General features: G+C 46.5%; 11 protein-coding genes and 2 pseudogenes. 2 read left to right on the top strand and 11 right to left on the bottom strand.

From position 1 onward, the window contains the following. Positions 1-221: 221 nt before the first annotated feature. From AC2VDX_RS08270 to AC2VDX_RS08225, 10 genes are all read right to left on the bottom strand, one after another. Positions 222-1,877, bottom strand: coding sequence for an urea transporter (locus AC2VDX_RS08270; protein WP_378178178.1), 1,656 nt, complete (start codon positions 1,875-1,877; stop codon positions 222-224). Positions 1,878-2,002: 125 nt separating this feature from the next. After that, a complete protein-coding gene (locus tag AC2VDX_RS08265) occupies positions 2,003-3,397 on the bottom strand; it encodes a hypothetical protein (RefSeq protein WP_378178175.1) in 1,395 nt (464 codons plus the stop codon). A 262-nt stretch (positions 3,398-3,659) separates the two neighbouring features. Then, complete coding sequence (locus tag AC2VDX_RS08260) at positions 3,660-4,154, bottom strand: tellurite resistance TerB family protein (protein ID WP_378178172.1); 495 nt, start codon at positions 4,152-4,154, stop codon at positions 3,660-3,662. Positions 4,155-4,281: 127 nt separating this feature from the next. After that, on the bottom strand, positions 4,282-6,207 hold the full coding sequence (locus AC2VDX_RS08255) for a histidine phosphatase family protein (RefSeq protein WP_378178169.1): 1,926 nt from the start codon (positions 6,205-6,207) through the stop codon (positions 4,282-4,284). A 691-nt stretch (positions 6,208-6,898) separates the two neighbouring features. After that, positions 6,899-7,603: a DUF547 domain-containing protein gene (locus AC2VDX_RS08250; RefSeq protein WP_378178166.1), complete on the bottom strand. Its 705-nt coding sequence runs from the start codon at positions 7,601-7,603 to the stop codon at positions 6,899-6,901. A gap of 27 nt (positions 7,604-7,630) precedes the next feature. After that, positions 7,631-7,957, bottom strand: coding sequence for a hypothetical protein (locus tag AC2VDX_RS08245; RefSeq protein WP_486928137.1), 327 nt, complete (start codon positions 7,955-7,957; stop codon positions 7,631-7,633). 229 nt (positions 7,958-8,186) lie between these two features. Then, entirely contained in the window at positions 8,187-9,623 is a 1,437-nt protein-coding gene (locus tag AC2VDX_RS08240) for a nickel/cobalt transporter (RefSeq protein ID WP_378178160.1), read from the bottom strand. After that, entirely contained in the window at positions 9,623-11,035 is a 1,413-nt protein-coding gene (locus tag AC2VDX_RS08235) for a tetratricopeptide repeat protein (RefSeq protein WP_378178157.1), read from the bottom strand. The genes AC2VDX_RS08240 and AC2VDX_RS08235 overlap by 1 nt, the downstream gene beginning before the upstream one ends. Before the next feature lie 200 nt (positions 11,036-11,235). After that, positions 11,236-12,552: a DUF4331 domain-containing protein gene (locus AC2VDX_RS08230; protein WP_378178154.1), complete on the bottom strand. Its 1,317-nt coding sequence runs from the start codon at positions 12,550-12,552 to the stop codon at positions 11,236-11,238. Between the two features lie 350 nt (positions 12,553-12,902). Then, complete coding sequence (locus AC2VDX_RS08225; RefSeq protein WP_378178151.1) at positions 12,903-13,640, bottom strand: DVUA0089 family protein; 738 nt, start codon at positions 13,638-13,640, stop codon at positions 12,903-12,905. A 264-nt stretch (positions 13,641-13,904) separates the two neighbouring features. Between AC2VDX_RS08225 and AC2VDX_RS08220 the strand changes: the two genes are divergently transcribed. After that, positions 13,905-14,039: a hypothetical protein gene (locus AC2VDX_RS08220; protein WP_378178148.1), complete on the top strand. Its 135-nt coding sequence runs from the start codon at positions 13,905-13,907 to the stop codon at positions 14,037-14,039. A 138-nt stretch (positions 14,040-14,177) separates the two neighbouring features. Further along, a pseudogene (locus tag AC2VDX_RS08215) lies at positions 14,178-14,408 on the top strand (ABC transporter); the annotation flags it as partial. Positions 14,409-14,413: 5 nt separating this feature from the next. Here AC2VDX_RS08215 and AC2VDX_RS08210 read toward each other — a convergent pair. After that, positions 14,414-14,525, bottom strand: a pseudogene (locus tag AC2VDX_RS08210) (IS5 family transposase); the annotation flags it as partial.

Here is a 14,525-nt window from a genome sequence, read left to right as displayed (position 1 = left end):
TGAGCAAGGATTTGACAATGCTGGCAAAGGACGTTAACATCAGTCATCATTTTTAGTTTGTGTGGGGGTAGAATACTACATTCTGCCCCCATTTTTTCCGTCTTAAGCTATCTTTCAACACTTCTGGAGTTGTCATAGACTAATGAACATCTAAGTTGTATGTTTTACTGGTTCTCTCAATAATCATTAGAGAGCATTAATATCAAGGCTGCGATCGCTCTTTACGTCACGAGCAGCACTTCAATAAATCGATTCCAGGTTAATGACTCTCCTCCCGTGCGATCGCGCAGAAATTCCACTTCCTCCTGAGTTAGGGGCGGTTCTCCTACACTAGAGAGCGCCGTATTCATTTCCTTGGTGCTGATAGATTCATCTTCGTCAGCATCGAGCGGTAGAAAGTAAGTGACAAACTCAGTGTACCTCGACATCAGACGGCGGTGACGCAGCATTAATTCGCCAAACTCTTCAAAATCGATCGCTCCACTTCCATCGCGATCCATCGATTTGAATAAATACGTCAACTCACCGTCTGAGAAAGCTTTTCCTGCCGATTGCAGATGTGCCGCTAATTCGTGAGTTGAAAGTTCACCACTGCGATCGCGATCGATGGCATCAAAGATATAGCGAAGATTGCCTTTGATTTCAACAGATGCCTGTTCAAATAAAACGTTATGACGTTCTCCCTTGATCGCCGCCGTCAGTTGTTTGCGAAAGTGGGTAATGATATCGCGAGCCACTAAGAAACGCTGTCGGTGTTCTTCGGGAGTGGCAACTGTATAAAGCGAGACGGGCACTAACGAGGGGAGCGATCGCTGCACAATTAGCAAACACCCTATTGTCACAATGGCAAAGGGCAAAGCCATAATCGGTAACTGAATTAGAGAGAATACAGGTACCAACAGAAGGCTAGCGATCGATGCCAGGAACGCAGAGGCTGCACCCAGCGAAATACTAAGGAGGTTTGGAGCGTAGAACATTCCGCCGATCGCCACAGCAGTAAGAACGGCGTTATAGCCCAAAAACCCGCTATACAGTTGATCGGGTCTGGTTCCCACTAGCAAACCTGCCAGCAGGTACATTGCACAACCCAACAATCCCACCATTGCACCGATGGGAGTAGAAATGACAACTGCTAGAAAAACCAGAAAGATGGAAATCAGATTGTCTACGAAAAAGACTTGCCCAAGACTTACTGGGAGGGATTGAGCCAGTCGCCATGCATCTAGTGAAACAGGAGAAGAAATGGGAGGAGGCGAACCCATATCAAAGAAGGGTTGAGGCACAACCGCAAGTAGCAGCAGGAAGGCAATCAAGACCAGATGCACAGCGATGCCAAGTGGAGCGACTCGGAAGCGAGTGGCAAACCATGTCCCTACCGTCTGTAGGACGATGGTTGATAGGGCAGAAAGAATAATTGCTGCGATTATCCAAATTGGATTCCAGACTCCGTTTCCAAACAGCCCTAAAAACGCGATTGTCGCACCAATAAGCAGTCCATTCAGACCAAAGATGCCATTTTGAATCGTACCTCGATCCAACTTGAGAGCGATCGCCATTAAATTGGCAGCGGCAGTCCCCAGTAAGCTCATGGTTCCCAGCCAGGGAGATTGGATAAAAATGGCAATGATAATTAGCAAACCACTCACGGGATTGTTCACAAAAATCGCCTGACCAATCCCGCGCAAGGTGGCATTGAAAAAATCGAGTAGGGGTTGATTGGCAAGCCGTTGGTTGAGTTGCTGCATCGTTCCCAAAACTGGAATTCCATAAAACAATTGCTCAGTGGCTGTTGTCTCAGAGTCCAGAATGTGGGAAATCAGTTCATGCAAAGGTAGTGGCTCATTATCTGCGGTTGCCATAGAAGATTGATCGACCATAGCTTAAGTTATTTATTCACTCTTTATTCTCTAACTGGGAAGGGAGTAATTCGCTGCTCTTTTCTTGCCCCTGCTCCACCACCAATTGATTACACAGGTATTTGAGGCTCATCACTATAGCCGTATTACTCTTGCATTCCGGTATAGAGCAGCCGGACAAATAAGCGAACACCATCATCATTTTTCAGGGTTGAATATGATGGAGCTTCACTGTTACCAATTGCACGCAAATCGGAAAGCAGTTCTGGATGGAACTGGCAAGTAAAGGAACGGCGAACTTTCTTGGTTTCAAAATCTTTATAGTTAATGCAAGTTGCCGAACACTCGGTGACAATCTCACCATCTAGCGCTGTCGAACAAAGAATTTCTATTGAATCGGGCAGTTGGATCAGCCATGACAAAGCGCTTCCAGCGATGACGTGGCGATAAGGAACTATGACGTCATGAATGCTGCGGTATGCCCAGTTAGCAAACAGAATGGCTTCTTCGTTTACTTCATCCGAGTGAAACATCGAAATTGATACTTCGCGCTCATATTGAATCGTCGTATCAATCACACCTTCATGGGCATCAGCTGTTACATCGTGGGCGTGGATAATTTCCCAAGGAATACTTAAGGCATCGCCGTCAGGAGATTGATAAGGTAACAACACGCGATCGCCTACTTCTTTTGATTCATTGCGCGTCACGGCAAAATGCTCATCATTCCAGCCAGTGGCAACTAAGCGTCCATCACGCTTTTTGACTTGCAGTGTCTTGCCTAGCGCCTCGATTCGTGCTGCCACTTCTTGCAACGATTTAATTGCTTTATCGTCCTTGTCGCGTTCCAAAGATGTCAGCGAGAGAATTTCTTTGACTGCACGCCGGATCAGTCGGATATGACATTCAGCAGCTAGCTGGTGTCCCACACAAATAAAGATGGCACTCGCACTGGTGGGCGATCGCGAAATTAACAACTTTTCCACCAATGCAAACATATCCTCACGCGGACACGCCGGACTTGTCCAAGTCGATGGATCGTAGGTCGATGGATCGCCGCCTTCCAAGATTACGGTATAACCGGAGGTAATTGCAGGAACGACTATTTCTGGATCGAGAACTCCAGTTGACCAAACAGGTAGTAATACTGAGTCCATATCGGCGATTTTTTGAGCAATGTAGGCAACATTTTTGGAAGCCCGAACATCTTCGCCAAGAGCGTTAACGCCTACGTGTTCCCAGGGTTCGATGATTGTAATACAGTTGCGTAACAAATTGGGATGTTTGAGTAGAAACTCCAAATCTTCCCGTGAATTAATGACTTTTTCTAAAGGCTTGGCGTGTCCCCACTCAAAAATGCCGTCTGAGGCAAATAGCTCTTTTTCTGCCAGTGGATCTTCTGAAGTTCTATCCGCTAAGAAACGACCTAATAAAATATGTACCGATTCAAAATCCGATCTACCTTCATGCAAGTATCCAGAAGTTAGTCTCCAGTCGGCTGTGGTGGTTTTATGCTTGTGAAATTTGATAGCTTCTATCATTTGACCTTAAAAATTGCTAATACGAAAGCAATAAGCTGATTTTTCAGCCTATATTTTTAGTTTATGTTCGTTGGAGTTTAACATCTTGCTTCTGAAGGTAGGGAAGATGGAGGAGCTGCTTGCTCATGTTCTCCATCTCCACCATCAACTAGGTTTTGAATATTCGGTAAAAAGTCAGAGATTTTTTGGCGTGTTCGTAAGAATGTTTTCGACCGCGCTTAGTACGTCTCTAATCTTTAATTCCCTCGTCAATATCGCGATATCAAGTACCTAAAACATCAGTACGCAATAGTGCTTTACGCAATGCAGTTAGGTTTTCCTCCGTATCTACCAATCTGCCGAGAGCAAGCGCAATATCATCTTCAACATTCAAAAGTTTAGCCGCCTTCTTGACAGCTTTTTGCTCTTCTGATGAGTAATCTTCATCGGCACGAGCCATTTGAATAGCGTGATACAACAGTGACCTTGTAGATGACCACGAAGAAACATCAACGGTAATTTTGGGCAACAAGTCCTCTAACTTAGCACTTTTGTAATCAAAAGATTTATATTTCTCCATGAGTTCTTCAGGAGCGCCAACCATTCGTTGATGATTCAGCAACCAGTTCATTTCAGCCTCTGAAACCTCTCCGTCAGCCCCAGCAATAGCGAGCAGCGCATACCCATAGTTAAGGTATGCTTCATAGGGGGCTTCGGAAATACCCAGCGTCTTTTTCATAAATTGAGATGCAGGTACTGCTTGCGTCTCATTGCTCATAATTTGTCTCCTTGTGCTGTTGAAAAACTTAAACTTGTACTCACAGGAATTGCACAGAGCCGGTATACTTAAATAGCCATTTTCTACCCTAGCATAATTTTGACATCATGACTGATTGAGTTAAAGTTCATGTTTGAGCAACGTTCAGGTTGGCTACCAACCCATACGTTGATACATACTCTTCTAATTCTGCTAAATCAACCGTGCCATTTTTATCAGAGTCAAGAGTGGCGAAAAGATAATCAGTGACGTACTTCCTGACTTCTTCAGAACTACGTTCGCCTGTTGTCATATCTTCTATTCGACCTAAAAGTTCCATAATCTCGTCTTTATTGAGTGCATTGCTTGCATCTGTATCCAATTGCTGGAAAAGTTTTCTCACATCTTCTGTTGCCATTCTCGAAGAACGCAATGTTTCTCGCAATAATTCATTACCAAATGAATTCATGAACAATATCTGCTCGACGAGTGGTATGCAGAAGAACCCCAGTGCTGCCCAAAAAATTGCATATCTTACGGCTTCCGGATTTGCAGTTGCACTAACTCCGAGGAAAAGAGCTGCCCAAAGGAAAAAATTGGGATTAACAAGCAGGATATAAGCATCCTGAGCTTCTGCCTTAATTAGCTTGCCTTTTGTAAATACTGAAGTTAATGCAGCCAAAACGCGCATTGAGATAAAGACCAAAGTTGCAATTGCCAACTGTTGCAGACAGGCTAGCGATCGCGTTGTATCTGTTGAGGAAAATAAGTCGCTTATGAATGTTGCTGGAGTAAACTGAAACCCAGTTGCCAAAGCCATAAATGCGACAGCAAGCACTCCGATAAATTTCCAGTTTTTACTGTGGTGATTTGATTCAACAGGAGATTTGTCACGCCACACTTGGGCTAAAGCTCCCGGTATTGCCAAACCAACAATTAGAATCACACCGAAAAAGATCAGGCTGGAAACATTAATGGGTAAATTGGCAACCCTCAATGTAGCCAGAAGCGCCAGTGGAGCAACAATCGATAACGTTCTTGACAAGACAGCCGACGGATAAAGATTACCGCCCCAAAGTACCGATAAAACTGGGGAAGTAAGGGCTGGCGGAACCATCCAAAATAGCACCCACAAAACTTTGTACAGATCGGCTTCGCTTTGATACAACAGTCCAGAAAATATTAAGGAAAGCCCAACTGCCCATCTCGCCACCATCCACCCGTACACCACATACTTCACAGTTGAGGTTATTTTGCGTTTACTCGCTGCAAAGTCAATGTCCAGGTAGGTATAAAACGTTGAGGCTGCAAGACAGGCAACGATGATCGCTCGAAATAGCTCTGACGGAATTCCTCCTGTAGAGGCAATTACTGCTCTTACTAAGCTTCCCAGTAAGAAGGCAGCGGCATAAAGCAAAATTGCCCACATAATTGAAAGATCGTTGATCTCTTTACGCAGGGAAGCGGCACCACCTGATTCCCTATCACGGAACTTAACGAGATCCACACCACTGAGAGCTTTACCATTAGGAAGTTTCAGGTGTTTATAAGCAGTCGGTGGTAAACCGCTTAGATAAAGTGCTAAAGGCTCCAACACATATTGGTGGCACACTACTAGAACAGTTTCTCCTCGTTCCAAGTGCGGTACAACCTTATCCTCGTAGAAACGGGCAGCGCGCTCGTAAACTTGGGCAATCTTCTCGCCAGATGGAGGTGCTTCGTTATGAGAATGTAACATTTCCTCGAAGCCTTCGTAGCCAAGAGCAAGACGTAGCAGATTCAGGTTACGTCCCGCAAAAATGCCGAAGGATTTTTGGCTAATTCGATGGTCGATCTGAACAGGAGTATCGGGCGATTTAAGCGCTTGACTTTCAGCAAGGGCGATTTCACAAGTTTGCCGCGCCCGCCTCATGTGAGAAACATATACTGCGTCAAACTTCGTACCTTTTTTCTTTAGGTCAACCCCGGCGCGACGTGCCTGCAACCTACCAAATGATGTGAGGTCAACATCCAGTACGCCTGCAAAAATGTTGCGTTCGTTACTGGTACTTTCCCCATGCCGAATAAAGTACACCTATCCTAGCAGATGCTCGTTTTTTGCTACTTTGTCGGCTGTTGAAAGCGGGTCTTTAGAGTTATAAAGAGTTTCCACGATAGATTACTCCTTAAGCTCGAAGTTCATATAGTTGAGCTAGTGCCCTTACCCCTTTATGAGTTGCCGAAGCATCGCGCACTAGCTCTTACCACACCAGTGCAGACACGTCATTGTATCCTAACGGCCCATTGCATGGCAGCGAAACATATAGTCGAGCAGTTCTTGCTGAAGCAGTCGCTCGTCGCTCGGTAACATTGTTGACTCAGGGACTTGGGAGATAACGTTGCAAAACCTCTGCTATTGTCCGTAACCTGAGTCCTTTCGGCAATTGATAAAGTTAATAAGCTAGGTGTGTCTCCAAACAAAAATTTGAGCCGAGTACACACCTAGCTGTTTTTTTCAATCCATGAAATTAATATATACCGATAGAATATTTGTTGAAATAGAAGTCGCGCTGCGTATACTGTAATTCAGCTTAGGAATTACGCAACATCACCACATAGTAAGGGCAACCACAGAGGGATTGCCCCTACAAAACGCTATATATATAAGCTTTGCGTAAGTCCTGAGCTTTTAATCAGCTTCCTATGTCCGAATATAGATATCAGATCGGCGGGGTAATCAACCGGATTTGATATCAAAGTGCATCTGCCGCCTGCTGAACTAATAACTAATAACTCTTTTTTCCATTTAAATTCCAATCGTAATATAGATAGGAAATAGGCGTCGAGGAGTCAATTGGAACGTCGGTTTTTAAATACAAGCGGATGTACTCAGGAATTGAAGGAGCAACTTTCAGCAAATCGCTCTTGTACCACTTAAAAATTTTGCTACAGTATAGCGTTCCCGTTTGGAAATCGTAGCGAACTTTATCGGGATTATTAATAAAACGGCTGGCGTCATCTTCTAGCTGAGTCCGCACCGATTCAGGAAAGTATGCACCATTTCGCAACAGCGGACAACCGATGGAAGCGCAAACGAGGGCGAAGTGGATGCGGGGTTCGTCAAATTCGCGGCGGAGGATGCTATGTTCGATTTGATTGAGGCTGTAGCGCTTACCTGCAAAGGAATAGGCGGGACGGATGAAGAACCACAAGAAAGCAAGCCAGTTGGGAATTCCTAAAATCTTCGGTCGGATGGAGGGGATGGGATAGCGTTCTAGAACTTGATTGATAGCGATCGCATTATATAAATTCAGCCACAGCGCTAACCGTTCATCTGGGTTGGGATAATCCCGCAAATCCAGTTGATGTAAGGAAGCCAGCCATTGGGAAAGGGCTGGCGATCGCTCTGAAGACCAAGCATGATAATCTACGCGACCTTCTAGATCGACGTATCGGCGCAGTAGCTCATCCCAGGCGGTAAAGTCGATCATGGCTGGTACTGCTTGCTACTCAACAATTCAATTTCTTGACGGTTCCTGCTGACGGTTCCTGACCGAAGAAGCTCTACAGGGTTGTCCAGCCGAGTCAACAAAATAGCAATTTCCAGCCCCAAAATTACTACTTAAAGAAGCATTATAATTTTGAGGAGTTTGAATGCATAATTTACCGAGATCCACCATTCTACCATCTTCAGTTTGTAGATAGCAAACCGGAATATCTATATTTGAAGCTGGAACCACTGGATAGGGAGAATCTGCCTGTAAGGGTAGGCTAAAAGCCATCCCAGGAAACAATGAAATTAGAACGGTAGATACGGTAGCTGTTAAACGAAAGCATCTCAACATTAGTTTTTCCTAAATTTTAATGGTTGATTTGATCGGTGGATTTTTAGATTAAAAACGGCTAAAAAAGTTTTGGGCGCTCGGTAATTGGAAATTATTCATTACTGCTGTTAATATTTCATAAATCAATTTGGATTGCCATACCTACTTAGCGGTATAAATGTCAATTTTTTAGAGAACGGGTTCGGCAAGCGATGCAATAGGAGCGATCGCTTCGCTAACACGCTACGATTTATAGCCGAACCAACCCGGTTTGCATCAAAGCTTGGGTGGTGATGCCTACACCCAAAAGCGCAATTACTAATGCACTCACCGCAGGCAAAATCCTCACGATCCGCATCTGAATCGGTAGCCGATCGAAGAAGCGCTTGCTGTAAACGAGTAGCAATCCCAACCCAGTTAGCACGCCTGCGAGTCCTAAACTAAATGTCAACACCAGCATCAGTCCGAAGCCGATCCGTCCCAGAGCGATCGCGCTTAGCAGCAAAACCAGGGCTGAAGGACACGGCACTAAACCGCCTGAAATACCTAGGACAAGCAGGCTACGCCAGGTAACGGGCGATCCATCCGCGCCTGGGGGTAAGTGCGAGTGATCGTGGTGGGAATGATCGCCGTGGTGGCTGTGATGAGGTTCGTGGTGATGAGGTTCGTGGTGATGAGAATCGTCGTGGCTGTGAGGTTCGTGGTGATGATCGTGGGAATGATCGTCGTGGCTGTGATGGCTGTGTGAATGGCTCTGGGAATCTGAAAAGCTATGATGCTCATGTGCAGTCGAGGATTTGCCGATTCTCTGACTCCGCAGGCGGTTGATGAACAAGTTGAGACCAATCACTACCACCATCAAACCGGAGAGGACACTGAGCCAGGGATATAACTGATCTGGCAGGATGTATTGAGAGGCAAACAGCGCGATCAGTCCTAGGGCAAACACGCCGGTGGTATGGGCGATTGTCGTCGCTAGCCCTAAAAATAGGGCGTGTTTGGGGGTGGCATGGGAACCCACCAAGTACGCTCCCACAATGGTTTTACCGTGACCGGGAGAGAGGGCGTGCATTGCACCCCACGCAAACGAGCCAGCGATCGCAATCAGCAAGCTTCCTCCTGACAGCCACGCCAATCCTGGCGGCATTAATGAAAATGTCTGGTTTGTGGGGCTGAAAATAAAGTTTTGCACCTGTCCGGAATGCAGAATAGTTGCAAGGCAAGTGGCGGTTGGCACTCCTGGCAGAAATAGATTGTAGTGGATTTGGAGTCCTTGAACCGGCTGAGGCCAGGTGTAGGTCAGCTGTAAGCTGCTGTGAGTGCCCGTGGTAACTTTCAAGTTTGGGGGTAGGGCGCTGGTTTCTGATGCGTTAATTGTTAGGGTAGCTTTTTGCTTCTGGTTATCGCTGAGGCGGATGCGATCGCTTAAGAATGTCTGCAACTCGGCTTGATGAGTGCGGACTTCATCGGGTGACAGCTGACTATCCTGGTTGTCGTCTGCAAATGTCATCAACCCTGTAGGAAAGGTAAGTGTCATTTGAGTTTCAGTCTCGCCCACCATAATCTCAGCTACTGACAAATCGGCCCAGTGAGAATAACTGGGGGTAGCAGCAGCGAACCAAAGTAATATAGCTCCCAAAAACGACAGCAGGCTCAGCGTGCCATATCGACGCCACTTTGCATTCATCAGTTCACCTCGGTTGCAGAATTTGAGTTGAGTCCTAGCGATCGCTGTGTCTGTTCGTCAAACGTCGGGTCGATTTCTTGAGCTTTTTGGAAGTAAGCGATCGCTTGGGACTTATTCCCCAGTGCCTGCTCAATCGTACCGGCGCGAGCGAAAATTCCCGCATCGCGCGTACCGCGACTTAGAGCTTTCTGCAATACCTGCTGAGCTTCCCGCCAACGTCCCGAACGGCAAAGCGCCCAAGCCAGAGTATCCAATGTATCTGCATCCTGGCGGATACTAACTTCTGCCTGCATTAAAGAAAGCGCTTCCGGCAAATCCTCGGAACGCCCCCGTTCCAGCAACAAGCGTGCCAGTTCGCGCTTGTGCCCAAAGGAAGTTAGATTTTGATGCTGGCGGATTAACGCTTCGGCTTTGTCCCATAACTCCATAGCGCCTGATTCGTCACCTTGCAAATGTTTCACCCGTGCCATACCTTGCAAGGCAACGTGATCGAACACATTCTGGTAGTTTGGTGAAACGAAAACTTGCGAGTAATGACGCTCAGCTGCTCGATACTCTCCGAGTCGAGTCTCCAATTCTGCCAAATTTACTAATCCCAAAGGATATCGCGGTACGATGCGTAACGCTTCCTGATAAAGTTCCTTGGCAAGTTTATGGTTTCCCCGCTTAAAGTAAAATCGACCCAGCATCGTCCGCGTCCAAGCCGAACTGCCTGTCTCGCCCGGTTCCTCAGATGCTAAAGCTTGTTGGAAATCTCGAATCGCCGCTTCATCTTGACCTTGTGCAACTTCCACCAATGCTCGGAGTGTTAAAGAGCCTACCGAGGGCATTCGGTTGATTAAAGCATTAGTGAGGCGGTTGGCTTCATCCACTTTGCCTATCGCCAAGTTCGACGTTACCAACAGTGAAATTGCATCTTCATTTCCAGGCTTTGTTTGCAATACCTGTTTTGCCAAGCGAATCGACTCGTTGAAGTCATGTTTCGCTTCCGCAATCCGAGCCAGCACCAGAATGGCACCTTCGTTATCAAAGGATAAATTAGCGAGCGATCGCTTTGCCGATTGCTCCGCCAATAAATACCAATTAGCATCTCCCGTCGCACGAGCCATCTTCAGATAGGCTTTGGCTAAGGAGGTTCGATCCAGTCCGTCCCCTGGATTTCGCCGAATCCGTTCCTGATAGAAAGCAATTTCCCGACCCAAAGCAGCGGTGATATTGTCTGAGGGTAACTGGGAAAAGGGATAACGATAAGCAGCGTCGAGTTCAGCACTGGGATTCCACAAACGCCCCCCTACCAAAACTCCGGCAATCGGTAGCGCAACTAAGAGCGGTATCCACCAACGCTTCCAGACAAAACGCCTACTCAACCCACCTTTCAATTTTTCGGATTTGTAATACTCAGCACGTTTCATGCTTCTGTCTCTAAGCTCGGTTAACCTCTCCCCCAACCCCTCCCCTAGTAGGGGAGGGGCTTTCAGTTATTCCCCCTTCCCCGTAAAAAATATTTATTCCGCTTCCCTCTCCTTATAGGAGAGGGTTAGGGAGAGGTGGGAAGGGGGTTAGGGGGTTAGGTTTTCATCCGCGATAATGTACGCAGTTCATCACTACTAACCTAGTTGGGTAGAGCCAAATAGGGGAATGCAGGTTGTAACGGCTTGTGTCCTTGTGCTGGATTACCCGGTGCGCCGTCGTAGGACACGTTATCACTCTTAACCTTCCCATCGGTGACGACAGTTAAGGTGATGTCTATGACATCATCTTTCAGCAAGCGACCCCGAATCGGGCTACCTGTTTTGGGATTGGTATTGCCGTATCCGCTGGGTCCCTTGGTGTCAATCCGCATCACATCTGGCAAAAAGGCACCCAACAAAGCGTTAGCTCGTTTCTCGGTATTCCCAAAAGCTATCAGCGTCTTTTTCACTTCCCCGACGATTGGCCCAGCGATCTTCGCAGCCGGTTGTTGACCCGCCAGAGCAGAAGCTTCAAAACCAGGGCTGACGGTGTTTAGGGCGTTTAGGAAGTCGTTTGTGACGACCAGACCCTCGTTGATCGCCGGTCGAGCCAGCCGCTCAAACTGAGTAAATTTGCCGTTGGCTCCGGGCACTGAAATCGTTTCCCAGACATCAAAAGTGGTTGCGGAGGTCGAGCCTTGTAAGAATTTAATCGGTACCCGGACTGCGATCGCGTTGACGTTGTATCCTCTAGCAAAGTCAATAGCTTGGTCGGGAGAACGGAACCCTGGGACTGCGGGACCAATGCCGAGAAAAGCGGCGCGAACCCGAAAATATTGCTCAACGTCGAAGAAGAATGGATCTTCCCGGAGTCCTGCAAATACGGCTAGGTTAGCGCCACCGCCGGATACCGGGTTAACGATTGGCGGCGCACTGGGATTGGGATTCAGCGGGGTGGTGCGGAGGTTCTTGGTTTGGAGAACAATCGCACCGTCCCGGATGGCGGTCATCGTGATGGTTTGTTGGCGATTCGCATCCGGGGGGCTAAAGGTGAATTGCAGAACCACATCTTCCTTGCCCGTAGGAGTGGCGTCATTATTAGTCACCCGCGACACTTTGAACTCGTACTTCGCTCTGGTACTGAAGTAATATTGCTGACGAGCTACCGATCGCGGGTTTGTATTCATAATCAAAACTAGATCGTTTTGAGACGCATTCGAGTTCTGATCTTTTTCCCGGAATACAAACAGGTCAGTTAAATTAAGATTACGTCCCTTGGCATCTACCTCACCATCATCATGGTCAGAAGCCTTGAGATAGAGAGGTGTCATCCCAGCGATCAAAGCTAATCCTAAAACAAGTACGCCCAATCCGATTGGGTTTCCTAAACCAAAGCGACGCGAAGGTTTTTTAGGGGAAGTTGCAATTTTGTTGAGAGACGCAGTTTCTTTCACGGGAACACAAGTTTTTTGCTTCATTTCAGGATCTCCTAAAGATGTATCCATTCAGTCACTTAATGGTGCGTGCGGAATGGGAAGGTTTATCTTCTTTTGAATCGCTAGGCTTAAAAGAAGTACGACTCGCAGTTAGTTATGGATTCTTCCCAAAGTCAAAAATTGCTTTTTAACTTGCTTTGGCGATTTCATTGCCACTAGATATTCGCTCTTTCCCTAGCCTCTGCATTGAGGAAATCGCACTTATCAAAAATACAGCGATCAAACAACAGGGAGTTGTTTTATTGCCGTTTCACGAACAAAGATGGGATAGCGAAGCGCTAACTTGTCAGTTCGCCGTTGTCCTCAATAACCAACCAGATAATCCTAGCTCCTCAGCTAGTGAATTTTTGTTTCTTTCTGTTGTTTTTTAGCTGAGAAACTGCGCCCAAGGCACCCAAAGCTAAAATGCCCCATGTTCCAGCCGGTTCGGGAATGCTTTCAGCGCTGCTTTGGGTGCTAGTTGTAACTCCGGTTAGGGCGATCCCGTATCTTCCGCTGGTAGCGCTCGTACCTGTAAAGCCGCTCAAGGAAAGATTTCCACCCGAACCAGTCGGTTCTAGAACTCCATCCGCTCCAGCCGAGAAAATTTTCCCGACCGCACTTACAGGATCGTAACCAGAGCTGGCAATAGCTAAATAGTAAATCCCAGACTGAGCGGGAGAAAACCCACCTGATGATAGAACTGATTGTGAATTTAAGCCAGGGATATCGTCATTCCCATAAATGCCCTTACCAGAAGCATCAAACAAGAATAACTGTGGATCTTCAAGTAGCTCAGTCGGGGCACCTAAAACATTATCAACTGGCAGCCCTACCAGCGTATCCAGGCTAAGTGTTGTAGCCGAGAATGTCTGCCCTCCTGTCAGAAAAATTTGGAATAAGTCAGCATCATTATTAGAAAGTGTCCCCGTAATAAACTCTAGTAGTTGCGACCCTGATGGGATAACTTGGGCTGTATTTAGAGTCTTACCGGCATCACTTTTCTCAGTGAATGTGGCAGCTTGGGCATGAGCTGATGATAACCCTGTAACCAGTACCGATATTGCTGCTATGTGCGCTAGTTTTTTCATTGGCGATTTCTACCTCAGTGGAAACGGAAGAGTTCCCTTTTTAATTTCTTGACTAAACAAATTACGGCTGTGGATTGGTTATGGATTGTTTTACAGCTCAATATATATCTTGAGATAGAGAAGAAGACTAAAAGCGCAAGTCAAAGAAAAGCAAAATCCAGCGGGTATTTCTCGATCTTGGTTGCGAAAAACGCCCTGAAATTCCGATTGAGCCTTTAACTTAATTTATCTGTAAAATTGCTATAAAAATATATCTTGGGAAAGATGCAAATAAACAATCGCTCGTCAAGATTGGTGAAGTACTGGGAACGCATCTGCCCAATTGAAGAGAAAGCGATCGCAAGTACAACAGTCACCAGAGGGCTGAGTCATCAATCACCATCACACGCCGTGGCATAACACCGATCTAGCGATCGCTCCGGCTATAAAAGAGTCGTGGGATGTCAGTAGGATAATTGCTACAGTAGTTAAAATCTGCTGTAACTATTGTCGCGTACTCGAATTTTGTCCCGTAAACTCTTCCGCAATCGGTTCCAAATCCGGCAGAAGTTGCCACCAAAGGCGCATCCCCTCAAGCGTCTGATTGACTATGGACGCAACTATCGTGTCCAAATTTGGCAGGCGACTGTTTGCTCAATTCTCAATAAAATCTTTGACTTAGCCCCACCCGCCTTAATCGGTGCAGCGGTGGATGTGGTGGTGAAGCAACAAGACTCAGCGATCGCTCAATTTGGCGTCAAAGATGTTTTTTGGCAACTAGACCTCTTGCGGAATTAAGATTTTTCAGCTATTTTTAGCTCATAGTTATAAATTCCTGCTAGCAGGTTTACTCGCAAGCCAAATCTCTTTCTTCTATTTCTATAACGGCTAGATAAAATTCGGAAT

This window comes from Coleofasciculus sp. H7-1 (assembly GCF_057473865.1).
The sequence above is the reverse complement of the archived record's forward strand: the minus strand, read 5'-3'. Positions and strand labels throughout refer to the sequence as shown.